25 protein-coding genes, 1 pseudogene and 1 riboswitch are annotated in these 26,113 nt (G+C 69.2%); of the genes and pseudogenes, 11 read left to right on the top strand and 15 right to left on the bottom strand.

Annotated elements, in window-relative coordinates:
- Positions 1–31 precede the first annotated feature (31 nt).
- From K8O92_28515 to K8O92_28505, 3 genes and pseudogenes are all read right to left on the bottom strand, one after another.
- On the bottom strand, positions 32–928 hold the full coding sequence (locus tag K8O92_28515) for an NERD domain-containing protein (GenBank protein ID UAK31658.1): 897 nt from the start codon (positions 926–928) through the stop codon (positions 32–34).
- 124 nt (positions 929–1,052) lie between these two features.
- Positions 1,053–2,450: a DUF2252 domain-containing protein gene (locus tag K8O92_28510; GenBank protein UAK31657.1), complete on the bottom strand. Its 1,398-nt coding sequence runs from the start codon at positions 2,448–2,450 to the stop codon at positions 1,053–1,055.
- A gap of 73 nt (positions 2,451–2,523) precedes the next feature.
- Positions 2,524–3,011, bottom strand: a pseudogene (locus tag K8O92_28505) (GMC family oxidoreductase).
- A gap of 145 nt (positions 3,012–3,156) precedes the next feature.
- On the opposite strand from K8O92_28505, the gene K8O92_28500 reads away from it, so the two are divergent.
- The 8 genes from K8O92_28500 (at position 3,157) to gcvP (ending at position 11,852) form a co-directional block, all read left to right on the top strand.
- On the top strand, positions 3,157–3,816 hold the full coding sequence (locus tag K8O92_28500; protein ID UAK31656.1) for a CDP-alcohol phosphatidyltransferase family protein: 660 nt from the start codon (positions 3,157–3,159) through the stop codon (positions 3,814–3,816).
- A gap of 42 nt (positions 3,817–3,858) precedes the next feature.
- On the top strand, positions 3,859–4,257 hold the full coding sequence (gcvH, locus tag K8O92_28495; GenBank protein UAK31655.1) for a glycine cleavage system protein GcvH: 399 nt from the start codon (positions 3,859–3,861) through the stop codon (positions 4,255–4,257).
- A gap of 169 nt (positions 4,258–4,426) precedes the next feature.
- The gene (locus K8O92_28490; GenBank protein UAK31654.1) at positions 4,427–4,912 is read left to right on the top strand and encodes an FHA domain-containing protein; all 486 of its coding nucleotides are present in this window, start codon (positions 4,427–4,429) and stop codon (positions 4,910–4,912) included.
- A gap of 94 nt (positions 4,913–5,006) precedes the next feature.
- Complete coding sequence (locus K8O92_28485; GenBank protein ID UAK35997.1) at positions 5,007–5,810, top strand: MerR family transcriptional regulator; 804 nt, start codon at positions 5,007–5,009, stop codon at positions 5,808–5,810.
- 159 nt (positions 5,811–5,969) lie between these two features.
- A complete protein-coding gene (locus K8O92_28480; GenBank protein UAK31653.1) occupies positions 5,970–6,443 on the top strand; it encodes a bifunctional nuclease family protein in 474 nt (157 codons plus the stop codon).
- Between the two features lie 187 nt (positions 6,444–6,630).
- Positions 6,631–7,188, top strand: a complete 558-nt coding sequence (locus K8O92_28475; GenBank protein ID UAK31652.1) for a MerR family transcriptional regulator — start codon at positions 6,631–6,633, stop codon at positions 7,186–7,188.
- A 142-nt stretch (positions 7,189–7,330) separates the two neighbouring features.
- Positions 7,331–8,683, top strand: coding sequence for a hypothetical protein (locus tag K8O92_28470; protein UAK31651.1), 1,353 nt, complete (start codon positions 7,331–7,333; stop codon positions 8,681–8,683).
- A gap of 101 nt (positions 8,684–8,784) precedes the next feature.
- Positions 8,785–8,885: riboswitch (glycine riboswitch) on the top strand.
- Positions 8,886–9,041: 156 nt separating this feature from the next.
- Positions 9,042–11,852, top strand: a complete 2,811-nt coding sequence (gene gcvP, locus K8O92_28465; protein UAK31650.1) for an aminomethyl-transferring glycine dehydrogenase — start codon at positions 9,042–9,044, stop codon at positions 11,850–11,852.
- Between the two features lie 39 nt (positions 11,853–11,891).
- Here gcvP and K8O92_28460 read toward each other — a convergent pair whose 3' ends face one another.
- From K8O92_28460 to K8O92_28420, 9 genes are all read right to left on the bottom strand, one after another.
- A complete protein-coding gene (locus tag K8O92_28460; GenBank protein ID UAK31649.1) occupies positions 11,892–13,556 on the bottom strand; it encodes a substrate-binding and VWA domain-containing protein in 1,665 nt (554 codons plus the stop codon).
- Positions 13,557–13,674: 118 nt separating this feature from the next.
- Positions 13,675–13,947: a WhiB family transcriptional regulator gene (locus tag K8O92_28455; GenBank protein UAK31648.1), complete on the bottom strand. Its 273-nt coding sequence runs from the start codon at positions 13,945–13,947 to the stop codon at positions 13,675–13,677.
- Positions 13,948–13,975: 28 nt separating this feature from the next.
- Complete coding sequence (locus tag K8O92_28450) at positions 13,976–14,521, bottom strand: HNH endonuclease (GenBank protein ID UAK31647.1); 546 nt, start codon at positions 14,519–14,521, stop codon at positions 13,976–13,978.
- Between the two features lie 54 nt (positions 14,522–14,575).
- Positions 14,576–14,803 (bottom strand): hypothetical protein, encoded by a 228-nt coding sequence (locus K8O92_28445; GenBank protein UAK31646.1) that lies wholly within the window; start codon positions 14,801–14,803, stop codon positions 14,576–14,578.
- A 43-nt stretch (positions 14,804–14,846) separates the two neighbouring features.
- Positions 14,847–15,380, bottom strand: a complete 534-nt coding sequence (locus tag K8O92_28440) for a DM13 domain-containing protein (GenBank protein ID UAK31645.1) — start codon at positions 15,378–15,380, stop codon at positions 14,847–14,849.
- Positions 15,381–15,539: 159 nt separating this feature from the next.
- The gene (locus tag K8O92_28435; protein ID UAK31644.1) at positions 15,540–16,829 is read right to left on the bottom strand and encodes an acyl-CoA dehydrogenase family protein; all 1,290 of its coding nucleotides are present in this window, start codon (positions 16,827–16,829) and stop codon (positions 15,540–15,542) included.
- A 2-nt stretch (positions 16,830–16,831) separates the two neighbouring features.
- Positions 16,832–17,470 carry a TetR/AcrR family transcriptional regulator gene (locus K8O92_28430; GenBank protein UAK31643.1) on the bottom strand — a complete coding sequence of 213 codons (639 nt, stop codon included), beginning with the start codon at positions 17,468–17,470 and terminating at the stop codon, positions 16,832–16,834.
- Positions 17,467–18,516, bottom strand: coding sequence for an alcohol dehydrogenase catalytic domain-containing protein (locus tag K8O92_28425; GenBank protein UAK31642.1), 1,050 nt, complete (start codon positions 18,514–18,516; stop codon positions 17,467–17,469). Before K8O92_28425 ends, K8O92_28430 begins: the two co-directional genes overlap by 4 nt.
- Complete coding sequence (locus tag K8O92_28420) at positions 18,513–19,253, bottom strand: SDR family oxidoreductase (protein ID UAK31641.1); 741 nt, start codon at positions 19,251–19,253, stop codon at positions 18,513–18,515. The genes K8O92_28425 and K8O92_28420 overlap by 4 nt, the downstream gene beginning before the upstream one ends.
- Before the next feature lie 244 nt (positions 19,254–19,497).
- Between K8O92_28420 and K8O92_28415 the strand changes: the two genes are divergently transcribed.
- Both K8O92_28415 and K8O92_28410 read left to right on the top strand, forming a co-directional pair.
- Positions 19,498–21,678, top strand: a complete 2,181-nt coding sequence (locus K8O92_28415) for a malate synthase G (GenBank protein ID UAK31640.1) — start codon at positions 19,498–19,500, stop codon at positions 21,676–21,678.
- 653 nt (positions 21,679–22,331) lie between these two features.
- Positions 22,332–22,847, top strand: coding sequence for a hypothetical protein (locus tag K8O92_28410; GenBank protein ID UAK31639.1), 516 nt, complete (start codon positions 22,332–22,334; stop codon positions 22,845–22,847).
- Here the strand turns inward: K8O92_28410 and K8O92_28405 are convergent.
- Both K8O92_28405 and K8O92_28400 read right to left on the bottom strand, forming a co-directional pair.
- Positions 22,841–23,764: a hypothetical protein gene (locus tag K8O92_28405; protein ID UAK31638.1), complete on the bottom strand. Its 924-nt coding sequence runs from the start codon at positions 23,762–23,764 to the stop codon at positions 22,841–22,843. The two genes, K8O92_28410 and K8O92_28405, sit on opposite strands and share 7 nt — an antisense overlap.
- A 22-nt stretch (positions 23,765–23,786) precedes the next feature.
- Complete coding sequence (locus tag K8O92_28400) at positions 23,787–24,521, bottom strand: hypothetical protein (protein ID UAK31637.1); 735 nt, start codon at positions 24,519–24,521, stop codon at positions 23,787–23,789.
- Between the two features lie 181 nt (positions 24,522–24,702).
- Here K8O92_28400 and K8O92_28395 point away from each other — a divergent pair, with 181 nt between their 5' ends.
- Entirely contained in the window at positions 24,703–25,461 is a 759-nt protein-coding gene (locus K8O92_28395) for an NAD(P)H-dependent oxidoreductase (GenBank protein UAK31636.1), read from the top strand.
- A gap of 8 nt (positions 25,462–25,469) precedes the next feature.
- Here K8O92_28395 and K8O92_28390 read toward each other — a convergent pair whose 3' ends face one another.
- Positions 25,470–26,111: a DUF305 domain-containing protein gene (locus tag K8O92_28390; GenBank protein UAK31635.1), complete on the bottom strand. Its 642-nt coding sequence runs from the start codon at positions 26,109–26,111 to the stop codon at positions 25,470–25,472.
- Between the last annotated feature and the right edge of the window lie 2 nt (positions 26,112–26,113).

Below are 26,113 nucleotides of genomic sequence, written 5' to 3'. Positions count from 1 at the left end.
CCAGGCCGTCCGCGCGCTACACCGCGGCCGGTCAGCCCGGCCCGTACGCGGTGATCGCGGTGACCACGAACCACACGATCCAGACGAAGCCGATCACCATCCCGATCGCCAGGACAGTACGCATCACCGCACGGCCGAAGTCGAGGTCACCGGCCTCTCGGGGATACAGCTTCCACGGGCTGTACCACGGCGCCCGGATGGCGAAGGCGGACGCCTGCGCCTCCCGTTCGGCCTGCGCGAGCTCCTCCGCGTACGCCTCGGCCTGCGCCTGGTTGGGACCGCCGTGCCAGAGCGTGATGTCGATCGGGCCGAGGAAGCCCTCGTTGAGCAGGTCCTGCGGGGCGGGGAGATAGGGCAGGATGCCGAGTCCGCGGAACGCGACGGCGACGTCGTTGGCCGTCCAGAGGTGCTTCTCCTGCGCGGCGAGGGCTTCGAAGTAGTGCCGCAAGCGGCCGGGATCGTCGCCGAGGATCACGTCGAAGCTCGGATCGGCCCATCGCTGTTCGAGCTGGAGCTGAGCGCCCGGCATCGTGACCAACAGCGCGACGCCGTGGACGACGCGCTGCCCGAGACCACGGGCGGCGAGCCACTCCTGCAACGCGAAGGTGTGCTCGCGGGACTTGTCCACCGGTGTGCGGCGATCGCGGCTCTCCGTCGCGACCGGCTCGCCGTCGATCGACCACGGCCCGTTCAGCGGGACCTCCAGCACACCGTCCTGGCGGGAGACGAGCGCGTCGGCCTCGATCACCACGCAGCTGGTCGGCGTCCAGATCACAGCGTCGAACTGGTGCAGCCGATTCTTGTGGAACAGGCTGCAGGTGATCGTCGCGACACCATGCGGACTGTCGGGGTCCTTCCAGGTGCGCAACCAATCGATCAGCGCGCGCTCGGCATTGGTGCCTGCGGCGTTCTGGACTCGCACGAGCATTGGCGACCGCCCTTCACGTCGACACTCGACAGAGGACAGGATACGAGGTGGCGCAACGGGTTCGCCGCGCGCACGCCGACGCATGGCGTGTCGGCTGTCGGCGCCGCGCCGGTCGCGCGGGCTCCTACGCCGGTTCTTCGGCCGGGATCCGGCCCGCCCGCACGGCCGCGAGCAACTCGGCGTGATCGGCTTCGGTGCGGTCGGCATAGCGCACGGCGAAGGCGGCCACCGCGTCGTCGAAGCGCTCGTCGCCGTCCAGATATCCCGACAGCAGACGCGGATCCAGCGAGCGGGAGTGAGCCCTGGCCAGCAACGCGCCCGCCAGCCGTCCGTAGTCGTCGAGGTCGCTCGCGGGCAGCTCGGCGGGATCGATGCTGCCCTTGAGATTGCGGAATTGCCGTACGATGAACGGCATTTCGGCGCCGCCTCCGTCCGGATCGAGAGACGTCCATCCGAGCAGGATGTCCGATTCGGACTGAACCAGCCTGGCTCCCCGCACGATTCGCTCACCCTCGTGCCGCACCGGGGGCGTCGGCAGGAACGGGGCGAGTGCCGCGGAAGGGGCCTGCTTCACCTGCAGGACAAGCGCTTCGCCGTCGTTGCCGTGCAGCAGCGCGAGATAGGTGCGCAGGCCGACGCTTCCGGTCCCGACGATCCGGAAAGCGATGTCGGACACGGCGAATCGAGCCAGCAGGTTGCGCCGCGACTCGGGCAGGGTGTCGGCGTAGCGCTCCAGCCCGCCGATCACCGCCTCGGCGACGCGCTCGTCCACCGTGGTGAGAATCGGGTGATCGCTGACGAAGCGGTGCTTGCGGATGCCGGTCTGGTGATCTTCCAGGTGCGCGGTCCACTTGGCCACCACTTTGGCGCTGGTGTTCTTGCGCGCCTTCTTGGCGGCCTTCTGGAAATCGTCGAGCAGCGCGTCGGCCTTGGCCTGGGTGATCACCGACTCGTCCGGAAGCGCGCACCAGGACGTCATGAACGGCATCGCGGCCAGCTCGTCCACGGCCAGGCGGTAGGAGCGGGCGGCATCGCGCGCCGCGGTGCGGCACTCGTCCTCGTCGGCGCCCGCCTCGCGCCCGGCCAGTACCAGGCTGGCCGCGAGGCGCTCCAGATCCCATTCCCACGGTCCTTCGACGGTCTCGTCGAAGTCGTTGATGTCCATGATGATCTTGCCGCGCGCCGTGCCGTACAGGCCGAAGTTCGCCGCGTGCGCGTCACCGCACAGCTGGGCCGGGAGCCCACTGTCCGGGCCACCCGCCAGATCGGCCGCCATCAAACCCGCCGCGCCCCGGTAGAAGGTGAACGGCGAGCTGATCATCCGCCCGATGCGCAGCGGTATCAGGTGCGGCAGCCGCCCGGCGTTGCTCGCCTCGACGAAGTCGAGCACGCCCGGCCGCCGCACGCTGGTCGCCTCCCTGTCCCTGGCGATGACCGGAACCCGCTGACGCAGCGCGCGGCCCCGCGCGTGGACCTCCTCGGCGGGCACGTAGGAGCGCAGGTCGATACCACTGTCTGACACAACGGATCACGCTAGCCGGTGCGGACCGCCACCGCCGCGTGGTGTCGCCGCACCGCACCGGCGCGCGGGGCGGCACTGGCTCGATCGGCAGCCGCAGCGCGGCCCGGTCCCGACGCGGGGACCGCGGGACGCGCGGGGGACGCCGGCGCGATGCGCCGGTAGGGCGACCCCAGCTCCGGCCTGGTCTCGGGCTCGTCACGGTTGGGCCAGAACGCCATCGCGCGCTCGGCCGGCGCGGTGATCGTCAACGACGGGTTCACGCCGAGGTCGGCGGTCACCGCCGACCCGTCCGCCGCATGCAGGCCGGGATGACCGTAGACCCGCTGGTACGGGTCGACCACGCCGGTCTGCGGGCTGTCGCCGATTACGCATCCACCGATGTAGTGCGCGGTGGCCGGGATGTCGAACACGTCCATGATCAATCCGTGGGTGTCGCCGTCGACCTTCGCCTCGAACCGGCGGCCGATGTCGTGGGCCGGCGGGATCCAGGTAGGGGTTCGGCTGGCCGGTGCCCTGCCTGGTGCGCAGCCGCCCACGCCTGCGGAACGAGGTCAGCGAGTTGCGGGCGCCACACAGCGGCCCGCACGATGAGAAAATTTTCCGATCATTCTGTCACCGCCGCGTTGTGGCGGAAACCATCCTCGCACGGGCCCGGCGCGCCGATAGCCGGAAATTCGGCGCGTGGAAATGGCGGGGAACCGGGTCGATGGGGTATGCACGGGTCGTGACAACCGAATCGGGCACAGCGCAACCGGAGGAACGCGCCGGCGGAGTGCGGGGCGTCTTCGCCGACCGCATCCTGACCGTGCCGAACGCGCTGAGCGTGCTGCGCCTGCTGGGCGTGCCACTGTTCCTGTGGTTGCTGCTGATCGAGCGGGCCGATGGCTGGGCGTTCGCGCTGTTGGTCGCCAGCGGCCTGACCGACTTCCTGGACGGCAAGCTGGCCCGGCTGCTGGACCAGTCCTCGCGGCTGGGGGAGCTGCTGGACCCGTTCGTCGACCGGCTCTATCTGGTCACCACGCTGGCGGCCTTCGTGATCCGCGGTCTGATGCCGTGGTGGGTGGCGGCGATCCTGGTGGGGCGCGACCTCGTACTCACCGCGACGCTGCCGGTGTACAAACGCCGCGACCTGCCTCCGCCGGAGGTGATCTACCTGGGCAAGGCGGCCACCTTCGCGCTGATGTCCGCCCTGCCCTGGTTGCTGGCCGGGCAGATGGACTGGGCGGCCGCCGGTTTCGGGCGCGCCTTCGGCGGGGCGCTGTTGATCTGGGGCACGGCGGTCTATGTGTGGACCGGCGTGCTCTACACCGCTAGAGCCGTCGCGGTCGCAAGAGCGATACCGGCTGTGGGGCATCGAACGGCGTAGCCGATAGAGTTTGCGTGCAACGTTCAAAAGAAAGGACGGCCCGTGACCCAGACCCCCGAGGATCTGCTCTACACCGAGGAGCACGAGTGGGTACGCCGGATCGCCCCGACCCGGGTGCGGGTGGGCATCACCGACTACGCCCAGTCTCAACTCGGTGACGTTGTGTTCGTGCAGCTGCCCGAGACGGACGCGGACGTGGCCGCCGCGGACAGCATCGCGGAGGTGGAGTCGACCAAGAGCGTGTCGGACATCTACGCCCCTCTGAGCGCGAAAGTCGTTGCGGTGAACGACAAGCTGACCTCGGAGCCGGAGACGTTGAACGCCGACCCCTACGGTGAGGGGTGGTTGTTCGAGTTGGAGGTTCGCGATGCGGCGAGCCTCGACGCGACACTCGGTGAACTGCTGGATGCCGCAGGTTATCAAGGAGTTATCGGGGGCTGAAGCAGCCTTCCCAGTTCTACCTGCACGGGTGCGGCCCGGCAGGGTACGGTCAATGCCAACAGATGCCCCGGCGCCCCCGCCGGGAATCCGAGAGACTCGACGGCAGGTCGTGGTGCCAGAGGTATCACCTGCTTGCATGGGATAATCAGGTTCGAGGAGGAGAGAAACGGTGAGCGAGAACAAAGACCCGGGTTACGGGGAGACCGCGGCCGAGACGACGTCGGTCTTCCGCGCGGATTTCCTGAACGAGGTCGACGCGTCGCGCTCCGGAGAGCAGACCGGCGAGCAGCCGGTCCAAGGGGTCGAGGGTCTGCCCGTTGGCGCGGCCCTCCTGGTCGTCAAGCGCGGCCCGAACGCGGGCTCGCGGTTCCTGCTGGATCAGCCGACCACGTCGGCCGGCCGTCACCCCGACAGTGACATCTTTCTCGACGACGTCACCGTCAGCCGTCGGCACGCCGAGTTCCGTCAGGACGACGACTCGTTCCAGGTCGTCGACGTGGGCAGCCTGAACGGCACGTACGTGAACCGGGAGCCGGTGGACTCCTCGGAACTGCAGAACGGTGACGAGGTGCAGATCGGCAAGTTCCGGCTGGTGTTCCTCACCGGACCGCGCGCCCAGGTGACCGACTCGTCGGCGGGCGCGGGGAGTCTATGACAACGTCGGCGCTGGGTCGTATACCTCATGAAAGGCTCGTGATCATGAAGGACCTGGCGCTGTGACCGGTGCGGCGCAGTGGGCACGCGGAGGGATGTCGATCGGCTCCGTGCTCGACCTGCTGCGCCCCGACTTTCCCGACGTCACCATCTCCAAGATCCGCTTCCTGGAAGCGGAGGGCTTGATCCGGCCGGAGCGGACGCCTTCGGGCTACCGCAGATTCTCCGTGGCGGATGTCGAACGGCTCCGGTTCGTGCTGACCGCGCAACGCGATCAGTACCTGCCGTTGAAGGTGATCAAGGAACAGCTCGAGGCCATCGACAGCGGTGCGGCGACGCTCGGCGTGCGGGAAGCCCGCGCCCGAGCGCACTCCGTCCGGTCCGGGGCGCCGGAGCCCGGACCCGGCGCACCCGATGCCGAACAGGCCGTACCGGGTTCCGACCGTGGCGGGCGCCCGGTGCCCCCGCCTCGGCGGCTCGGCGTCGTGCCGAGCGAGGTCTCCCCGGAAGATCTGCGGTTCGATCACGAAATCCGGGTGACCCGGGCTGATCTGCTCGACCAGGCCGGGATCGATGAGAGGTTCCTCATCGATCTCATCCGGGCGAACCTGATCACGCCCGGTCCGGCGGGTTACTTCGACGCCGATGCGGTCACGCTTGCCAAGACCGCGCGGGCGATGGCCGAATTCGGTTTGGAGGCACGGCATCTGCGTGCCTTCAAACTCGCCGCCGACCGCGAAGCCGCGCTCGTGGCGCAGATCGTCGCCCCGATCGCGAAGAGCCGTGACGCGGGTGCGCGCGCCCGCGCGGAGGAGACGGTGCGCGAACTGGCCGCGCTGTCGCTGACCCTGCACACCTGTCTGGTGAAGTCCTCGGTCCGGGGGTCGCTCGGGGGCTGATCCCCGGCGCGCCCCGGGCTCGGAGGTTTCGCCGAACCGGCACTGTGATTTCGGCTGTGCAGACGGATCGCTGGACCGGTGCGGGTTCGCCTAGACTCGTGGTACGGCGAGCTCTGCAGCGGTCATGCCGGGCCGGCGGCGAGTATGGGAGGCAGTGCGATGAGCGAAATGCGCGTGATCGGCATCCGTGTCGAGCAGCCACAGAACCAGCCCGTGCTGTTGCTCCGCGAAGTGGCGGGCGACCGGTATCTGCCGATCTGGATCGGGCAAGCCGAGGCGACTGCGATCGTCCTCGAGCAGGAGGGGGTGACGCCGATCCGCCCGCTGACGCACGACTTGATCAAGATCCTGATCACCGAACTGGGGCACACCCTCAAGGAGGTCAGGATCGTGGATCTGCAGGAGGGCACCTTCTACGCGGATCTGGTCTTCGAGAACGATCTGCGGATCTCGGCGCGGCCGTCGGATTCGGTTGCGATCGCCTTGCGGGTGGGTTGCCCGATCCATGCCGAGGAGTCGGTTCTGGAGGAGGCCGGGCTGGTGATGCCGGACGAGCGTGAGGACGAGGTGGAGAAGTTCAAGGAGTTCCTCGAGTCGGTGTCCCCCGATGACTTCAAGGCGACCGACAGCTGAAGTAGAGGTCGAGACTTTTACCGCGCGTCGCGTTTGGCTCGATGACGTCGCTCCCTGGACAATCGTGGGGAGTAATCTCGACAGTTGGGCCACGACCGTTTCGGCCGAATCCGCACCGATTCGGTCGGTGACGGAGCCGGGTCATTGATGAGGCTGGGAATGCGTCGGCGAGGCAAGGGAGTGGTCAGTGGCAGAGCAATCGCAGGATGTGGTACAGCCAGGCCTGTTCCCCGACGACTCGGTACCTGACGATCTGGTCGGCTATCGCGTTCCCAGTGCATGCCAGGTGGCCGGAATCACCTACCGGCAGCTCGACTACTGGGCGCGCACCGGTCTGGTGGTGCCTTCCATCCGGAGCGCGGCGGGGTCGGGAAGTCAGCGGCTGTACTCGTTCAAGGACATTCTGGTCCTGAAGATCGTCAAGCGGTTGCTCGACGCGGGCATCTCGCTGCAGAACATCCGGATAGCCGTGGATCATCTGCGTAGCCGTGGCGTGCAGGACCTGGCGGGGATCACGCTTTTCTCCGACGGCACCTCGGTCTACGAGTGCACCTCGGCCGAAGAGGTCGTCGATTTACTGCAGGGCGGGCAGGGGGTCTTCGGGATAGCCGTCAGCGGCGCCATGCGCGAACTGACCGGCGCCATCGCGAATTTCCCCGCGGAGCGCGCGTCGGCGATCACCGAACGTCCCGAGGACGAGCTGTCGTTCCGCCGCAAGGCGCGGATGAACCGCAAGACCGGCTAGACCCCGCGCCGTTCGGCGCGGAAAGAAACAGGTGATGCGCACACACGGCCGGGTAGAGCGGGGCAGCCTCCCGGCCGTGCGTGTGTGAGAGCGCCGTCCGGCGGGGTGACCGGGCCGTGGCGGCAGCGAGAGGGGGGCCGCCGTGCGACTGGGCGACATCACCGGGCTCGTCGGGCCGATCGGCCGGATCGACGCGTTCCCGACCGTCGACGAACTGAACGGATTCGCCGACGCACTGGCCGCCGGCCATCCCGACCGGATCTCCATCACCGAACTCGGACGCTCCCGCGGGGGCGACCCGATCCGCGAGGTGACGGTCGGATCGGGTGACCGGCACATCTTGGTCTTCGGCAATCCGCATCCGAACGAGCCCATCGGCATGGCCACGATCCGCCACCTTCTCGGCCGGATGGTCGTGGACGAGACGGCGACCGTGGGCGCGACGTGGCATTTCGTGCTGTGCGTCGACCCGGACGGAACCCGGTTGAACGAAGGGTGGTTCGCCGGTCCGCACACCAGGACCGGCGTCGCACGCGGCTTCTACCGCCCACCCGCGGCCGAGCAACCGGAATGGTGCTTCCCGACCGTGTGGCGTGGCCGCCGCGTGGGCATCCCGCTCCCGGAGACGAGAGCGATGATGTCGCTGATCGACCGCACGCGGCCCGTACTGATCGCCTCGCTGCACAACGCCGAATTCGGCGGCGGGTTCTTCTACACATCCGGCGGCGACCCGGAGTACTGGTCGGCGCTGACCGCTCGCCTCGCCGCCGCCGACGTGCCGATCTACCACGGCGAACCCGACTCACCCGGCGCCCGCACGCTGGCCCCCGGAGTCTTCGAACTGCCATCCTTCGCGGCGATGGCCGACCTGCTCGCCGCGCAGGGCTTGGACTCGGTCGCCGCGCTGGGCGGGGGTGGCTGCCGCGACTACGCGGCGCGTTACGGCACGGCGATCCTGGTGTGCGAATTGCCGCTCTGGGTCGACGCGCGCATCGGCGACGCCTCGGCGGGCGACCGCGTACTGGGCGAGTTGCTCGACGCCACCGCCGCCGACTACCGGGCCATGGCCGAGGTGGCCTCCGAGGTGCTCGCCCGCGTCGACGGCCGGTTGAGCGGCCGCAGCCCGTTCGAGCGGTCGGTCCGTGCGCTGGTCGCGGGGCTGCCCGGTCTCGCGGTGAGCAGACAGGCCGCACCGGAACGCAACCGCATCGCGACCAGGGGCGAGATATTCGTCGGGCGCTACGACTGGACCGCGATGCTGCGCCTGCGGCTGGGCGGCATGCTGCTGCGTCTGCTCGAGGACGAATACGCTCGCGACGCCGCACCGGTGCTGGCCGCCGAGCGCGACCGGTTCGCCGCGATATTCGACCAGTGGTGCGCCGACGTGGAGCAGAACGCGCCAGGTGTCGCGGTACCGCTGGCTCGTCTGGTGGGCATCCAAGCGGAGTCGATCGTGCTCGCCGCGACGAGGTTGCGCGCGGGCCTGGCCGTCTGACGGTCATTCTCCCTCGGTCTGGCGAGTGACCAGGACGACACGGCCCAGGCGGGGTCCGGTGGCGCGCCCCGGCGTGGCGGCGGCATAAACTGACGGTGCGTCGCCGCCGTGCGGGAGAGTCTCGGTCTCGAAACGAGTCCGAGCGCCGAAGGAGCAGCACCTCCCCGTCAATCTCTCAGGCAACAGGGACCGTGCGGGCTTCGGCGCCTCTGGAAAGCGGTGGCTTCGAGCCGCCCGCCCATGGGGAAAGGGGCTCGGCCACCGGTCGCGGCACCCGAATCTCTCAGGCGCCACGACAGAGGGGGAGGGCAGGTACCCGTCGACCGCCCGGTCGACCCGCCCGACCTTGGGAGCTGTTGTGACTCGCTCATTCGCCGACCGCCATATCGGACCCGACCGGGACGAACTAGCCCGGATCCTGGACGTCGTCGGCGTGCCGTCGCTCGACGAGCTGGCCGTCGAGGCGCTCCCGGCGAGCATCCTGGACAGCGACGGCCTTGCCGGACTGCCCGCGGCGGGCTCCGAGCACGAGGTGCTCGCCGAACTCGCGGCGCTCGCGAAGTCGAACACCGTGGCCACCTCGATGATCGGCCTGGGCTACTACGACACGCTGACCCCGCCGGTGCTGGTGCGCAACCTCCTGGAGAACCCGGCCTGGTACACCGCCTACACCCCCTACCAACCCGAAATCAGCCAGGGCAGGCTCGAGGCCCTGCTCAACTTCCAGACCATGGTGTCGGAGCTGACGGGCATGGACGTCGCCAACGCGTCCATGCTGGACGAGGCCACCGCCGCCGCCGAGGCGATGACGCTGCTGCGTCGCGCGGGCCGGTCCTCTTCCGCCCGGCTACTGATCGACACCGACCTGTTCCCGCAGACCAGAACAGTGCTCTACACCAGGGCCGAGCCGCTGGGCCTGGAGATCGTCGAGGCGGATCTGTCCACGGGCGAACTGCCCGACGGGAAGTTCTTCGGTGTCCTGGCACAGACGCCGGGGGCCTCCGGCCGGATTCTCGACCGGACCGGCCTCATCGCGGCGGCGCACGAACGCGGCGCGCTGGTGGCGATCGGCGCCGACCTGCTGGCGATGACGCTGATCACCCCGCCCGGTGAGCAGGGCGCCGACGTCTGCTTCGGCACCACCCAGCGCTTCGGCGTCCCGCTCGGCTTCGGCGGCCCGCACGCCGGATACCTCGCGGTGCGGCAGGCGCAGGCCCGGCAACTGCCCGGCCGCCTGGTCGGCGTCTCGGTGGACGCCGACGGCGCGGTCGCCTACCGCCTCGCCTTGCAGACCCGCGAGCAGCACATCCGGCGGGAGAAGGCGACCTCCAACATCTGTACCGCGCAGGTGCTGCTGGCCGTCGTGGCCGCGATGTACGCCTCCTACCACGGCGCCGACGGTCTGCGGGCCATCGCCCGCAGGGTGCACGGGCACGCGGCGGCGATCGCGGCCGGTCTGGACGGCGCGGTCGTGCACGACAGCTTCTTCGACACGGTGCTCGCGCACGTGCCCGGTAGCGCGGAAGCCGTTGTCGCGAAAGCGAAGTCGCGCGGCATCAATCTCCGGCTGGTCGACGCCGACCACGTCGGCATCGCCTGCGACGAGGCGACCACCGACGCGCATGTCGCGGCCGTGCTCGAGTCCTTCGGCACCGCGGTATCGCCGGACCCGGGGGCGCCCGCGCCCGTCGCGGCGATCGAGAACCGCACCTCGGAGTTCCTGGCCCACCCCGCGTTCACGAAGTACCACACCGAGACGGCGATGCTGCGGTACCTGCGCACGCTGTCCGACAAAGACATCGCGCTGGACCGCAGCATGATCCCGCTCGGCTCCTGCACCATGAAGCTCAACGCCACCGCGGAGATGGAGGCCATCACCTGGCCCGGCTTCGCGCGCGTGCACCCCTACGCGCCGGTCGAAGACGCCCCAGGTCTGCTGAAGGTGATCGCGGACCTGGAACGCTGGTTGTCCGACATCACCGGCTACGACTCGGTGAGCCTGCAACCCAACGCGGGCAGCCAGGGTGAGTACGCCGGGCTGCTGGCGATCCGCCGCTACCACCTCGACCGCGGTGACACCCACCGCGACACCTGCCTGATCCCGTCCAGCGCGCACGGGACCAACGCGGCGTCGGCGGCCATGGCGGGGCTGCGCGTGGAGGTGGTGAAGTGCCGCGCCAACGGCGACGTCGACCTCGACGACCTGCGGGCCAAGATCGCCGACCATGCCGACCGGCTGGCCTGCATCATGATCACCTACCCCTCCACGCACGGCGTCTACGAGCACGAGGTCGCCGAATTGTGCGCGTTGGTGCACGACGCGGGCGGCCAGGTGTACGTGGACGGCGCGAATCTGAACGCGCTGGTCGGCCTCGCCAGGCCGGGCCGGTTCGGTGGCGACGTGAGCCACTTGAACCTGCACAAGACGTTCTGCATCCCGCACGGCGGCGGCGGTCCCGGCGTCGGCCCGGTCGCCGTGCGCGCGCACCTGGCGCGGTACCTGCCCGGCGACCCGCTGGAATCGGGCTCGCACGCGGTGTCGGCGGCGAAGTACGGCTCGGCGTCGATCCTGCCTATCACCTGGGCCTACATCCGCATGATGGGCGCCGACGGACTGCGCCGGGCCACGCTGTCGGCGATCGCCTCGGCGAACTACATCGCGCGGCGGCTGGACGAGTACTTCCCGGTGCTCTACACCGGCGAGCACGGCATGGTGGCGCACGAGTGCATCCTCGACCTGCGCGAGATCACCAAACAGACCGGCGTCACCGTCGACGATGTGGCAAAACGCCTGACGGACTACGGTTTCCACGCGCCCACCATGAGCTTCCCGGTGGCGGGCACGTTGATGGTGGAGCCCACCGAGAGCGAAAACCTCGCCGAGCTGGATGATTTCATCGAGGCGATGATCGCGATCCGCGCGGAGATCGACCAGGTCGCCGCGGGCGTGTGGCCGGTGACCGACAACCCGCTGCGCGGTGCGCCGCACACCGCGGCGTCGCTGGTGGGGGACTGGGAGCACCCCTACAGCCGGGAAGTGGCCGTCTATCCCCGCGGTCTCGGGCATGCCAGGGCGAAAGTGTGGCCGCCGGTGCGCCGGATCGACGGCGCCTATGGCGACCGGAACCTGGTGTGCGCTTGTCCGCCGTTGGAGGCGTACGCGAATTGATGTCCGCACCGGCCGTGCCTCCGGGGCACTCGGAGGCGGCTACGGTGTGGTGAGCGCCTCGACGACGGCGGAACCGAAGGCGATATCGTCGGTACTCGCCAGCCGGGTGTAACTCCCACCGGTCTGCTGCGCCACAGCCTGGAGTGTCTGGGTGCCGCTGCCGCCGAGCACGATGACGTCGACGCGCACCGGTCGGGCACGGTCGGTCGCCGCGGCGATGTCGGCGGCCAGCTGGGCGCCGGTGACCGTGGAATCGTCGTCGGGCCCGTCGGTGATCAGCAGCACCGAATTGGTGCGGCCCGGCGTGTACCCGGTGGCCGCGCTCTTGTACGCCGCGATCAGGGACGGGTACGCCTGGTCGGATTTGCTCTCACCGGGCCGCACTGCGCTCAGCGCGGTACTGATCTTCGTCCGCTGGTCGGGGCTGAGCGAGGCGGTGGCGGCCGCCACCCGGTACGGGTTGTTGCCGTCGAGGTTCTTGCCGAAGGTCCATACCCCGAGGCCGAAATCGGGTGGCATGACCGTCATGGTGGAGTTCAGGGCGGCCAGGACGTTCGCCAGTCGCGTCGTCGCGCCCTCGGCGGTCCCCATCGACGCCGACACGTCGACCAGGACCGTGGACCGCACGCCGAGAACGGGATTCGCCAGCGTGGCGCGTACCTTGTCGAGTGCGGCGCGGGTCGGGACGGCGGCCGTGGTCTGCGGCGCACCGCCGAAACCCGCGGTGACGAAGGCCTGGGCCTGCTCGGGCCTGCGCAGGTAGTCGGTGAATCGCCCGGCGATGAGGTTCTGCGTCTTGTCCACCCAGGCGCCGGACATCAAGGCGGCCGGATAATCCGCTACCGGCGCCGATCCGGCGGGGCGGAATGCGACGACGCCGGGCAGGCCTCTGAGTTGCTGTTCGGTAGCCACAATCGCGTGCATCGGCGCGTCCTGCGTCGTGATCTCGGTCAGCGCGGCGGCGGTGTCCGAGACCTGCGGTGCGTCTGCGGCGAGCCCCGAGACAGCGGCGACGACCTGACCGGACTGCGCCGCCTGCTCGCTGAGCGGCTCGGCGCCCGACACCGCGGACCCGACCGCCGCGGCCGCGGCCAGTGTGGCGTCACCCGCGGGCAGGCCCAGCCGCAGCCCGCCCCATCCGCTCAGCCCGATCTCGCCGAGCGAACCCTGTTGCAACCGGGGCAGATCCGCCCAGGAGGCCTCCGCCTGCTCCAGTGCGCGGTGCAGCTCCTCCGGCACCGCCAGCACGATCGGACTGGCGGCGATCGATACCGGCGCGCCCTCGATCAGGCCCGGGACGCGCATGGATTCGATCGAACGGGTCGAATCGGCGATCCACAGCGCCGGTTGCGGCCCGAGCGCCTGATCCCACGGTTTGCCGCTGGTGAACGCGGCGACGATCGCCTCGGAGGGCTGCGCTGTCACGGTGACCCGAGCGCAGTGGTCGCGCACTTTGGGTTGGGTGGCGTTGTAGCTGTCCGCGACGGCCCGCACCTGCGCCGCGATGCTCGGATCGGCCGTCACATAGAGGGTCGCGGGCCCCTCTACGCATTCGGCCGCCGCCGCGCTGTCCTGGCTCGCCGCGCGATCGCGCAACTGAAACCAGCCGACGACGATCGCGGCCAGTAACGCAACGGCGACCACCACGATAACCGGACCTTTGCTGACGCCCCGGGACCTGGTTCCGCTGCGATGAGTGCCCACGCGCCTCAGTGTATGGTCACCGGCTCCCGACGAACTCGGCAAGGCTCCCCTGACCGGGAGCGAGCCGGTTGGCAGCACCGGCCCGCCGTCGCACCGGAAGGTGCGCGACGACGGAACCTCAGTGGCGGATCACTCGTCCGCGGTCGAACTCGTGCCCGCCCCAGACACCCGACTGCCCGGTGCGCGCGGCGAAGTCACCGCACGCGTCCCGGATGGGGCAGCGCGCGCAGACCTCCCGCGCGTAATCGAAGTCCTGCGAGGGGTACGGGAACCAGGCTTCGTGGTTGGGGTCGCCGCGGCAGGCCGCCCGGTGCCACCCTCGGGAATCCGAGAGCGGGAGCAGGTCGGCCAAGGTCAGCTCCGCGACGGCGGTGGTCTCGGTGCGCGTCATCGCGATCTTCTCCTTTCTCGGGTCGTGGTCAGGTCGCGGCGAGTTGCTTCCAGATCCGGCGCTGCTGCCGGACCTGATGGGTGGGGGCCTTCGGCTCCCAGAGCAGGCGCATGCCCGCCTCCTCCGGGGTGCGGTCCGCCTTGGCCGCGTTGCACGGCGCGCAGCAGGCCACCAGGTTGCTCCAGGTGTTCGGGCCGCCTCGCGACCGCGGCCGGATGTGGTCCACGGTGCGCGCCCACCCCGCGCAGTAACCGCAGCGGTTCCTGTCGCGGCGCAGAACGCCCGCCAGCGTGGCCCTGCTCTCGTCGTGTACCAGCACGGTGTGCTCCAGATACACGTAGCGCAGCAGCCGAATCGTCTGTGGCAGTACGAGTTCCACGTGCCGCGACCGGATGGGGAAGTGCGGCTCGCGGTCGGCGACCGACTCCGCGGCTCCCGCGACCAGCAGCACCACGGCCCGATCGGCCTTGATCTCGTCGAGCGCCTCGTAGGAGGCGTTCAGGACGAGGACCCCGGTGTGTATCCAGTTGTCGGCGGTTATCGCCGCCTGATCGGCGGCACGGCGGAACGTCATGGGAATCACCATGTTTCGTGCGGAATGGAGCGAAGGAGGAGAGGAATGCGGCGATCAGCCGAGGGCCTGGAGGCGGCTGTCGCCCGGTGTGCCGTGCGGTGCCCGCATCGGTTCGCCGAACGCGTAGCCCACGGCCGACGGTCGCGCCGTCTCGGCATCCATTCGCTTCGTCGTATCCGGAATCACTGCCGCCCCTCCTCTCCACTGCTCGGCGACCACCTGGAGGCGGTGGTCGTTGTCGAAACACATGGTGGCACAGCGCACCCGCCGTTGTCGGGTCATTTTTCGGCGGTGCGGCCGGGGCCGCCGGGTGGGAGCGCCGCGGTCAGACCGGTCGCAGTTCGGCCGCGCCGAAGGAGACGTCGAACCGGTCGCACCAGATCGCGACGCTGGTCAGCTGTGCCAGGTCGGCGTCGGCGGGAACGGTGTAGTTCTGGTCGCCCTGGTTGCCTTTGAGCTCGCCCAGGTCGGTGTGCGCGCCGTCGTCGAAGACGAACCACCCGTCGCGACCCTCACGCACCGGCGCGTCGGTGAGCCAGACGTGCAGGTCAGGGCCATCGGAGGTGTCGAGATTCTCCAGCCGCAGCACCGTGCCGCCATCGGGCAGCCGCAGCACCACGACCGAGCCCGAGGTGGCGTGTTCGTGGGAGACGAACGCGCCCCGCGCGATGACCCGCGGCTGCGGCGGCGCATCGCCCGGGCGCGCCGGCGCGGCGGACGGCGCGGCCTCGTGGACGGTGGTGTCGGTGAACAGCCGCCACGGCTGGAATGCGGCAAGCCCCACGCCGAGCCCCGCCACCAGCAGCACCGCCACGGCCCAGGTGATCGGCGATCGAGCGATCCTGCGTGCGGATACCATGACTTCTCCTCGCAGCGTGGTCGCGCGACCGGTGCAGGTCGCTGTGCAGAGGTTTTCGCCCCCCCATCGCATTATGGGGGCCAGCGGTGGCGGCGTCGACGAATCGGAACCATGTCATCCGATCGGGGAGTGCCCGAGCGGAAACACGCCTCCCTGCGCTCAGAGGTTGCCGACGACGTGCTCCAGACGCCGGGCGACCAGTTCGCGCGCCTTTTCGCGCAGCGCGGGCCGGTAGCCGCTCGGGTACACCGGGTCGCAGGGGGCGTAGTCCTTCAGGACCTCTTTCGCGAGGGTGATCTTGTGCACCTCCGTGGGGCCGTCGGCCAGCGCCATCACCTCGGCGTAGGTGAGCATGTCCACGAACGGCAGGTCTCGGCTGACGCCGAGCGCGCCGTGCAGGTGCAGCGCCCGCTGGGCGATGTCGTGCATGACCTTGGGCATGGCGACCTTGATGGCGGCGATGTCCTTGCGCACCTTCTTGTAGTCCTGCTCCTTGTCGATGCGCCACGCCGTGCGCAGCACCAGCAACCGGAACTGCTCCATCTCGATCCAGCTGTCGGCAATGCGTTCCTGGGTCATCTGCAGTCCGGCGAGCGTGCCGCCGCGCATCGGGCGCGACACCGCCCGCTCGGCCATCATGTCGAACGCCTTGCCGACCATGGCGACCGTGCGCATCGCGTGATGCACGCGGCCGCCGCCCAGTCGCGTCTGCGCGACGACGAAGCCCTGGCCCTCGGCACCTAGCAGGTGGTCGGCGGGAACGCGGACGTCGGTGAACCGCAGATGGCCCTCGTGCTCGCTGAACCCGGCGACGTGGAAGTTCTTCACGATCTCCAGACCGGGGGTGTCGGCGGGCACGATGAACATCGACATGCCCTGGTACGGACCGACGTCCGGGTCGGTCACCACCATGACGATGTGGAAGGCGGCGAATTGGGCGTTGGAGTTGAACCACTTCTCGCCGTTGATCACCCAGTCGTCGCCGTCGCGCACCGCGCGGGTACGGAACAGTGTCGGGTCCGAGCCGCCGGTCGGCTCGGTCATGACGTAGCAGGAGCCGATCTCGCCGGCCAGCAGCGGCTCGAGATAGGTCTTCTTCTGCTCCGGTGTGCCGTAGTGGGCGAGGATCTCCGCGTTGCCGGAATCCGGTGCCTGGCAGCCGAATACCGACGGCGCCCACACCGAGGTGCCGAGCACCTCGTTGAGCAGGGCGAGCTTCATCTGCCCGTAGCCGGGGCCGCCCAGTTCCGGTCCGAGGTGGCAGGCCCACAGGCCCTGCTCCTTGACCCGCTCCTGCAGCGGCCGCAGCAGCGCCATGGCCTCGGTGTCGGTGCGGTCGTACGGATTGAGGTAGAGCAGATCCATCGGCTCCACCTCGGTGCGGACGAACTCCGCCGCCCAGTCCAGCTTGCGCTGGTACTGCGGGTCGGTCTCGAAATCCCAAGCCATGGTCAGCCTTTCGTGTCCCGCGCGGTGCCGGTCACCACGCCGTCGAGCAAAGTGGTCGCGAGGATGTCGGCGATCTCGCCGGGCGAGCGGTCACCGTGCGGGCGGTACCAGAACGACACCATGTTCAGCATGCCGAGCACGCTGTTGGTGACCACGTGGTCGTCGGTGCGCAGCAGCCCCGCCGCGTGACCGGCGTCGACGACCCGCTGCCAGCAGTGCTGCACCCGGTCGCGCAGGTCCTGCAGTTGCGCGGCGCGCTCGCCGGTGAGCGCGCCGACGTCGCGCACCTGGATGGCCACCTCACGCTGATGACGGATGATCAGCCGCACGTGACTGTGGATCAGTTCGCGCAGCTTGGTGACCGGATCGCCGGGCCCGTCGGCGATCTGTTCGGCATCGGCCAGCATCAACTGGATATAGTCGCGCAGGATCTGCCACAGCAGTTCCTCTTTGGAACCGATGTGGTAGTACAGCGCGCCGCGTTGCACGTCGGCACGTTCGCCGATCTCGGCTACGCCGGTGCCGTGGAAACCCTGTTCGGCGAACAGGTCGATCGCCGCTCCCACGATCCGCTCCCTGGTATCGCTCGCCGTCGATTCGGCGGCGGGCGGGCGGCCGCGCCTGCGCGACGGAGCGGTCATCGCGACGGATCCAGAACGATTTTGCCCACCCCGTCGGCGCGCTCGGCGAACATCCGGTACGCGGCGGGCCCTTCGGACATCGGGAGGTGGTGAGTGACCACGGCTTCCGGCCGCAACCTGCCGCCCGCGGTGAGTTTCAGCAGCGCGGGCAGTTCGTACTGGATCGAACACAATCCGATGTGGAACTCGAGGTCCTTCACCTGCGCCGCCATCAGATGGAACGGATAGGCGCGATTGTGGCTCACGCCGATCACGCTGACCCGGCCGCCGTGTCCGACCGCGCTGATCGCCAGCTTGATGGTCTCGTCCGCCCCGACCGCCTCGATCGCGACATCCGCTCCGCCGCGCAGTGTTTCGCGGATCGCGAGTTTCGGGTCGTCCGACTCGACCGGCTCGGCGCCCAGGCCGGCGGCGCGCTCGCGGCGTTCGGCCAGCAGGTCGACCCCGAGCACCCGCGCCGCGCCCATCGCGAAGGCCGACTGGACCGCCATGAGACCGACCGGCCCGAGCCCGATCACCACCACGGTGTCGCCCGGCGCGATCCGGGCTCGGCGGGCTCCGTACCACGCGGTGGGCGCGTTGTCGGTGAGCACTACGGCGGCGGTGTCGCTCACCTCGTCGGGCAGTTTCGCCAGATTGCCCGCGGCGTGCGGGACGGCCAGCGACTGGGCCTGACACCCCGCCAGCGCGCCGCCGAGCCCGTAGCAGGCGTCGACCGGCAGCGGGTGGCGAGCGCAGGCGGTGACCTTCCCGGCGCGGCACTGCGGGCAGTTGTCGCAGCCTGCCGAGGCCGCGACCAGCACGCGGTCGCCTACCGATAACCCGCGGGTGTGCGGCCCGAGTTCGACGATCTCGCCGACCGCTTCGTGCCCCACGCCGTACCCGGCGCCCGCGACGAATCCGTGTCCGCCGTAGATGTGCAGATCGCTGCCGCAGATGCCCGCCGCGGTGACCCGGACGATCGCGCCGTCGGGGCCGGGCAGAGCGGGTTCCGGTCGATCGCTGTAAGAAATATGCTGCGGACCTTCGTAAGTCAGCGCCTTCATCGCCAACCTCCGTCGACCGCGAGGGTGGCGCCGGTGCAGAACGCCGAGGCGTCGGTGGCGAAGAACAGCGCCGCCCCGACGACCTCCTCCGGTTCGCCGACGCGGCGCAACGCGTTGTGCTCGGCGAGTTCCGCGCGCAGCTCGTCGGGCCACGCCGTGGCGATGTCGGTGGCGAATGGGCCGCACTGGATGGTGTTGACCCGCACGGTGGGAGCGAACGTCTGGGCAAGCCCGCCGGTGAGCGCGTTGAGACCCGCCTTCGCCGCGGAGTAGGGGACCGCGAACGGCTCCGGCCTGGTCGCCTCGATCGAGGAGATGTTGATGATCGAGCCGCCGCCGTCAGCCGCCATGCGGCTGCCGATCAGGGCCGACAGCCGGAACGGGCCCTTGAGGTTCACCCCGATGACCTTGTCGAACAACGCCTCGGTGACCTGGTCCAAGCTCGGGTACAGCGGCGAGAGGCCCGCGTTGTTGACCAGCACGTCGACCCGGCCGAACGCGTCGTAGACGGTCTCCACCAAGGCGTCGCACTGCGACCAGTCGCTGACGTTGCAGGCCACCGGCAGCGCGCGGCGGCCGAACCGCCGCGTCACCTCCTCGGCGAGCGCGGCGCACCCGTCCAGTTTGCGGCTGGCGATCACCACATCCGCGCCCGCCTCGGCGAACGCGAGAACCATCTGCTTGCCCAGACCCCGGCTCCCCCCGGTGACGACGGCGACCTTGTCGGTGAGTGGCACCTGAACTCCTGCCTGTCTCTTAATGTTCCGATCAGTACATTAAATCGGGCGGGCGTTACGATCAAGCGGCCGGTCCGGCCGACCGCCGACGGCTCGACGACCCGACGGGTGAAGGACCAGCTCACCTCGGTGCGGCGGACGGATATGGGCAGACGGCCGGACGACCCGGCGCGCGGTAGCACCACTACCCACGGGTAACATGGCACTGTTTTCCCACTCGGCTTTTTCGGAAGTGAGGCAGTAGATGACAGAGCGGATTCAGGTCGGCGGGCTCCAGGTGGCACGCGTTCTCCACGAGTTCGTCGAGAACGAGGCGCTCCCCGGTTCCGGCGTCGATTCCGCCGCGTTCTGGGCCGGCGCCGAGCAGGTCATCAACGATCTCGCTCCGCGCAACCGCGCTCTGCTGGCCGAACGCGACGAGATCCAGGGCAAGGTCGACGCCTGGCACGCCGAGCACCCCGGCGCGAACTACGACAAGGCCGCCTACAAACACTTCTTGACCGAGATCGGCTACCTGCGCCCCGAGCCCGCCGATTTCCGGATCGCCACCCAGAACGTGGACGACGAGATCGCCGTCACCGCGGGCCCGCAGCTCGTCGTGCCGGTCATGAACGCCCGCTTCGCGATCAACGCCGCCAACGCGCGCTGGGGCTCGCTGTACGACGCGCTCTACGGCACCGACGCGATCCCCGAGGACAACGGCGCGGAGAAGGGCACCGGCTACAACAAGGTGCGCGGCGACAAGGTCATCGAGTGGGCGCGCAACTTCCTCGACGACTCGGTCACCCTGATCACCGGCTCGCACATCGGCTCGACGTCCTACAAGATCGTCGACGGCGAGCTGGAGGTCGGTTTGGAGGATGGCACCAGCATCGGTCTGGCCGACGCTTCCCAGCTGGTCGGCTACCTCGGTGACCCCGAGTCGCCGAGGTCGGTGCTGCTGAAGCACAACGGCCTGCACATCGAGATCCAGATCGACCCGCAGTCCCCGATCGGCAGCACCGACACCGCCGGCGTGAAGGACGTCGTGCTCGAGTCCGCGGTCACCACGATCATGGACTTCGAGGACTCGGTCGCCGCGGTCGACGCCGAAGACAAGGTGCTGTGCTACCACAACTGGCTCGGCCTGATGAAGGGCGAACTCGCGGAGAAGGTCACCAAGGGCGAGAAGACCTTCACCCGCACCATGAACCCCGACCGCGTGTACACCGCGCTGGACGGTAGCGAACTGGTGCTGCACGGCCGCTCGCTGCTGTTCGTGCGTAATGTCGGTCACCTGATGACCTCCGACGCGATCCTCGACGCCGAGGGCAACGAGGTGCCCGAGGGCATCATGGACGGGCTGATCACCTCGCTGATCGCCAAGCACAGCCTGGCCGAGGAGGTGAAGCTGAAGAACAGCCGCACCGGCTCGGTCTACATCGTGAAGCCGAAGATGCACGGGCCCGACGAGGTCGCGTTCACAGGCGAGCTGTTCGGCCGGATCGAGGACGTGCTCGGGCTCGAGCGCAACACCCTCAAGGTCGGCATCATGGACGAGGAGCGCCGGACCACGGTGAACCTGAAGGCCTGCATCCAGGCCGCCGCCGAGCGCGTGGTGTTCATCAACACCGGCTTCCTGGACCGCACCGGCGACGAGATCCACACCTCCATGGAGGCCGGGCCGATGGTCCGCAAGGCCGACATGAAGTCCCAGCAGTGGATCCTGTCCTACGAGGACTGGAACGTCGACACCGGCCTGGCGGCGGGTCTGCCCGGCAAGGCGCAGATCGGCAAGGGCATGTGGGCCATGCCGGACCTGATGGCAGACATGCTCACCCAGAAGATCGGCCACCCGCGCGCGGGCGCCAACACCGCGTGGGTCCCCTCGCCGACCGCCGCCACCCTGCACGCGACGCACTACCACCCGGTCGACGTGTTCAAGCGGCAGCAGGAGATCGCCAAGGGCGGCCGGCGCGCCACCGTCGACGAGATCCTCGAGATCCCGCTGGCCGCCGCGCCGAACTGGACCGACGAGGAGAAGCGCCAGGAGCTGGACAACAACTCGCAGTCCATCCTCGGCTACGTGGTGCGCTGGATCGACCAGGGCGTCGGCTGCTCCAAGGTGCCCGACATCAAAGACGTCGCGCTCATGGAAGACCGGGCGACCCTGCGCATCTCCAGCCAGCTGATGGCCAACTGGCTGCGCCACGGCATCGTCTCCGCCGACGAGGTGGTCGCCAGCTTGGAGCGGATGGCCCCGGTCGTGGACCGGCAGAACGCCGGTGACCCGAACTACCGGGCGATGGCCCCGGACTTCGCGGGCAGCATCGCCTTCCAGGCGGCCAAGGAGCTGATCTTGGAGGGCACCAAGCAGCCCAACGGCTACACCGAGCCGATCCTGCACCGCCGTCGCCGTGAGGCGAAGGCGCTGGCCTGCGTCTAGCCACCGCGCATCGCGAATCCCCCGGTCCGTCGGCCGGGGGATTCGCGCATTCCCCGCTGATCAGGAGTTTCGACTCCCGTTTATCGGTCCGTTACCCTGGGTGCCGCACGAGATCGTCGATTTGTGAGGAAGATTTATGGGAAGCGTTGTGCTCGACATCGTGGCATTGCTCGCCAACCGCGCGGCGATGTTCTGGAATTGGATGGCCACCGGATCGTCGGGCTTCCCGCCACTGTGAGCGTGCGGCGCACGATCGACTTCGAGTAGTAGCGAATCCCCTGGCCAGGCACACTGGCCGGGGGATTTCGGCGATTTCGGCCGGATTCGCCCAAACGTTCCGGAATGTTTGTTTTCACACTGACCGGCCCAGCTGTGCCGTGACAGCAAGTTCTCATCGGCTCGCCGTGAATTCAACGGGCAGCGCGGTGCCGACCACACCAACTCGGGCGCGCTGCTTCGGAATTGGACGTATACCGGTCCCGCGGCTTTCGTCGCCGCTGTCCTGACCGCCGCGTCGCCGTGACCGGCCACGGGCCGGGCGCTTTCGTCACCGATCCCGCGCGCGAAACCGCGACCCCTCGTATCTTGAACACGTGAACTCCGCAGGGTCGTCGCGCACACGGTCACGTATTCCTCGTTGGTTCGTCTTGTGGATGGGGCTGCTGACCGCCTTGGTCGCGCTCTGCTGCGCGGCGCTGTTCTGGCAACTCGCCGCCGAGGGCACGTTTCCGACCCTCGTCGTCCTGTGGGTGGTCCTCGGTGTGCTCGGCGGGATCGCCGTCCTGTTCGGACTGCTCGGCCTGCTGCGCTACCGCGCGCTGTTCCACAGTCTCGCCTCGCCCGTGCTCATCGGCGTACTCGTGGCGCTGACGCTCTACGACGTCCCGGAGGACACCGGCTGGCGGCTGTCGCGCGGCATCCTCGAAGACCAGGCCCTCGACTGCGCCCACCCCGGCCACCGCGGCCGTCTGGGTGTCTACACCATCACCTTCATCACGCCCCGCGACGGCGGCTGCCTGTTCTACACCCAAGCGGGAGACTCGAATTCGGAAGGCTTCGCCTACTTCCGCGACCCGGCCACCCCGCCCCATCTCGGTCCACCGGCCACCAACGGCATCGAATACGCCGCCTTCGACGGCCAGTGGTACCGGTTCGTCGACACTCACTGATCCCGATCGCCGAAAACCTCCTCGAGCGTGTTGGCCGTGGCGGCGCGGGTGATCCAGGCGGTGAGGCGGGCGTCATCGGTGCAGGCGTTGATGTCGGAGGCCAGCGCTGCGGGGACGTCGAATCCGCGGGCCGCGAGGACGGTCAGCAGTGCTTTGGCCTCTCCTTCGGCTTTACCTTCGGCTTTGCCCTGGGCGATTCCTTCGGTTATGCCGTCGGCGTACAGCTGCTTGAAGTACTGGCTGTAGTACGGGGACGTGTCTGTCGTCATCAGCATCTCCAGGAAGTGCCGGGCCGCTGCTTTGGGCAGTGCGGCCAGTACCAGGTCAATGTACCTTTTGCCGTCCGCGGAGTCGTGCGCTGTCGCGGCGAGGGCGGTGAGAATCGAATCGCGTTCCGGGTCGTTGCGGTGGGCGATGGCGGACAGGGCGGCCAGGTCGGGGCGCGCGAGCGCGGTGGAGGTATCGCTGACGACGGGCACGTTGGCCGGGCTGAGAACCATCGGCGACAGGGTGAATCCGGGCGCGACAGTGATCGGACGGCGGCAGTGGCCTGCGGCGCGCTCGTTCGGGCACACGACGACGAGCAGGACCAGGCAGCGCAGGCGAGCTCGCAGAGTCGTCAGGTAGACCGGCCAGCTCCACGCTTTGTCGTCGTCGCGTTGCAGTTGCACCTCGACGACGATGCCGAGGACAGGGACCTCGGCCTCGGTGAGCGTGACCACCAGGTCCGCGCGATACTCGGTCGGTTCGATGTCCGGTAGGTCGCCCGAATCGACCCGTGCGTGATCGAACTCGGGAAGGGATAGCCCGAGTGTGGAGATCAGGAGTTCGGCGACCAAAGTCGGTCTGCGCCGGACCAATTCGATGAGGACTTCGTGTACCGACGAGGGCATGGCGGGGACGGTACCGATAGCCACCGACAGGTTCGGATGAGGTGGGTCACCATTCGAACGGCAGCGGTTGGCGCGGTTCGATCCAGAGGGCTTCGGCGAGCGCGCAGAGGGTGCCGTCGGCTCGGGCCAGTGCTACGCCGACCGTGTGTTTCCGGCCGTTCTCGGAGATGGGCCAGCCGTAGGAGAGGTAGGGCTCGCCGGTGCGGACGGGCTCGAGCTGCGTGGCGGTGAGGGCGGCGGTGACCGCTCCCGGCTGCATGTCACGCAGAGCCATCGCTGCCCAGCCGCCGGGACAATCCAGAGCGGCCCAGACGTTCTCGGTGGAAAGGAGGCCATCGGGGCCGCCGAGGGCGGGATCGGGTGTCCAGGCGGCGACGACCATGTCGTGCGTGGACATCGCCCAGGGCGACAGGCGCAGGCCACGGCCCGGCGCGCAGGCGGCGCCGCAGCCGTAGCAGCGGCTCATCTTGCGCAGCACATCGGCGGTCGCTCCTGCGGCTCGGGCTTGCGTCCAGGAAGGCGCGGGCCGCGGCGTGACCGCAAGCGTCGACACGGACGCTTGCGCGAGGACTTCGCCGTCCGGGTCGGTGAGGCTCGCGCCGCCGGAGTCGTCGGCGGCCAGCATTACGGGGGTGTCCACGGCGATTCTGCGCCGGAAGTCGACGCGCACCTCCGCGGCGCCACTCGCCGCGGCCAGCAGCCCTGCCACGTACCCGCCGAAGGCCACCCCCGGATAGCCGCGCACATGCGCGGGCACCGTGAACGCATCGGTCCGAATCATCTCTCGCCCAATCTCTGCGGCCGTTGCGCCGACGATACCCGCGCGGAACGAACGGTTTGTTGCCGGGCGACCGGCCGGGCGACGCGGCCACGCCGAGTCGCGTCATGTCCGCGCAGGTCAGCGGCAGGCCGGAATTCCCGCGCGCTCGATGCTGTTGCGCCGAGACGTGACGAAAGCCGGAATGAACGTACTGGTCGTGTACGCCCACCCGAAGCCGGACTCACTCACCGGCTCGCTGAAAGACGTTGCCGTGGGCCAGTTGCGGGCGGACGGACACGAGGTGCGGATCACCGACCTCTACGCGATGGGCTGGAAGGCCGCCGCCGACACCGACGATTTCGGCGGGGTCGAGGAGCCCAACTTCATGCTGGCCTCGGGCGTGGCCTACCGCGGTGGGACGCTGAGTCCCGACATCCGCGCCGAGCAGGAGAAGCTGCTGTGGGCCGACGCCGTCGTCCTGCATTTCCCGCTGTGGTGGTTCGGCATGCCCGCGATCATGAAGGGGTGGGTGGACCGCGTCCTCACCTGCGATTTCGCTTATGGCGCCGGAGGCAAGGCGCTGCCCAGATACGGGGCGGGCGTACTGGCGGGCAGGCGTGCGATGCTCGTGGTCTCGGTCGGGGGCAAGCAGCCGTCGTACTCCGATCGCGGAATCAACGGCCCGGTCGATGATCTGCTGTTCCCCATCCACCACGGCATTCTCTACTACACCGGCATGGACGTGCTGCCGCCGTTTCTGGTGCACGGCACGATCGGGCTCGGCTCCGCGCGCTTCGACGAGGTCGCCCACGACCTTCGGCAGCGGATGACGGATCTGGCGGAGCTGGAGCCGATCCGCTACCGCCCGCAGAGCGGGGGCGACTACGACCGGAGTTTGCGTCTCGAGCCTGGGCGCGAGAGGCGAGGCGCGACCGGATTCGGGCTGCATGTGGCGTCGTGACCCGGCGGTCAGGGCAGTGGGGCCGCCCCGCGCTGGGTGAGCATCAGCCCCATCATCCCCGCTTCCTGGCCTTGCCCGTGGATCATGGAACGCGCGATCTCCTTGACCGGTCCGGAGTGGAGTCGATCGTCGGCGGCCTCGGCCATCGCGATTCCGCCTCGGTGGTGACGAAACATCAACTGGAGGAAGAGGACTTCCGCGTCGCGGCCTCGTGCGGCGGCCAACGCATCCAGCTCCGCGGTACTCGCCATCCCGGGCATGACCGGTGCGGGGGCGGTCGGTGCGACCGCTGCCGGGTGCCGATGCGCGGCTGCGGTGGGCATCCACGCCATCGGGTGCGCGGAGCTCGGGGCCGCGTCCGCCAGGCGCAGCCAGCCGAGCATGGTGCCGATCTCCATGCGCTGGGTGCGGTCGAGCTGCTCGGCCAACCGGGCGATCGCCGGATCGACCGAGCGGTCGAGCCGCTGCGCCATGAGCAGCGCCTGCTGGTGATGGACGGTCATATCCTGGACGAAGCCGATCTCGATCTCGTCGAGAAGCGGTGTCGCGGCGGGATGCTCCGGAAACATCAGTGGCCGCAGCCCGGCGCCGAGCACGAGCAGCGCGAAGGCCGCCGAAGCCAGGGCCGCGGTTCGCGCCCAGTGCCGCATCA

Source organism: Nocardia asteroides, assembly GCA_019930625.1.
Taxonomy (GTDB): domain Bacteria; phylum Actinomycetota; class Actinomycetes; order Mycobacteriales; family Mycobacteriaceae; genus Nocardia; species Nocardia sputi.
The sequence above is the reverse complement of the archived record's forward strand: the minus strand, read 5'-3'. Positions and strand labels throughout refer to the sequence as shown.

Coding starts and splice junctions, on each gene's coding strand:
- K8O92_28515 (UAK31658.1), bottom strand. CDS start 928: ATGCTCGTGCGAGTCCAGAACGCCGCAGGCACCAATGCCGAGCGCGCG.
- K8O92_28500 (UAK31656.1), top strand. CDS start 3,157: ATGGGGTATGCACGGGTCGTGACAACCGAATCGGGCACAGCGCAACCG.
- K8O92_28485 (UAK35997.1), top strand. CDS start 5,007: ATGTCGATCGGCTCCGTGCTCGACCTGCTGCGCCCCGACTTTCCCGAC.
- K8O92_28480 (UAK31653.1), top strand. CDS start 5,970: ATGAGCGAAATGCGCGTGATCGGCATCCGTGTCGAGCAGCCACAGAAC.
- K8O92_28455 (UAK31648.1), bottom strand. CDS start 13,947: ATGACGCGCACCGAGACCACCGCCGTCGCGGAGCTGACCTTGGCCGAC.
- K8O92_28450 (UAK31647.1), bottom strand. CDS start 14,521: ATGACGTTCCGCCGTGCCGCCGATCAGGCGGCGATAACCGCCGACAAC.
- K8O92_28445 (UAK31646.1), bottom strand. CDS start 14,803: ATGACCCGACAACGGCGGGTGCGCTGTGCCACCATGTGTTTCGACAAC.
- K8O92_28440 (UAK31645.1), bottom strand. CDS start 15,380: ATGGTATCCGCACGCAGGATCGCTCGATCGCCGATCACCTGGGCCGTG.
- K8O92_28435 (UAK31644.1), bottom strand. CDS start 16,829: ATGGCTTGGGATTTCGAGACCGACCCGCAGTACCAGCGCAAGCTGGAC.
- K8O92_28430 (UAK31643.1), bottom strand. CDS start 17,470: ATGACCGCTCCGTCGCGCAGGCGCGGCCGCCCGCCCGCCGCCGAATCG.
- K8O92_28425 (UAK31642.1), bottom strand. CDS start 18,516: ATGAAGGCGCTGACTTACGAAGGTCCGCAGCATATTTCTTACAGCGAT.
- K8O92_28415 (UAK31640.1), top strand. CDS start 19,498: ATGACAGAGCGGATTCAGGTCGGCGGGCTCCAGGTGGCACGCGTTCTC.
- K8O92_28410 (UAK31639.1), top strand. CDS start 22,332: ATGGGGCTGCTGACCGCCTTGGTCGCGCTCTGCTGCGCGGCGCTGTTC.
- K8O92_28400 (UAK31637.1), bottom strand. CDS start 24,521: ATGATTCGGACCGATGCGTTCACGGTGCCCGCGCATGTGCGCGGCTAT.
- K8O92_28395 (UAK31636.1), top strand. CDS start 24,703: ATGAACGTACTGGTCGTGTACGCCCACCCGAAGCCGGACTCACTCACC.
- K8O92_28390 (UAK31635.1), bottom strand. CDS start 26,111: ATGCGGCACTGGGCGCGAACCGCGGCCCTGGCTTCGGCGGCCTTCGCG.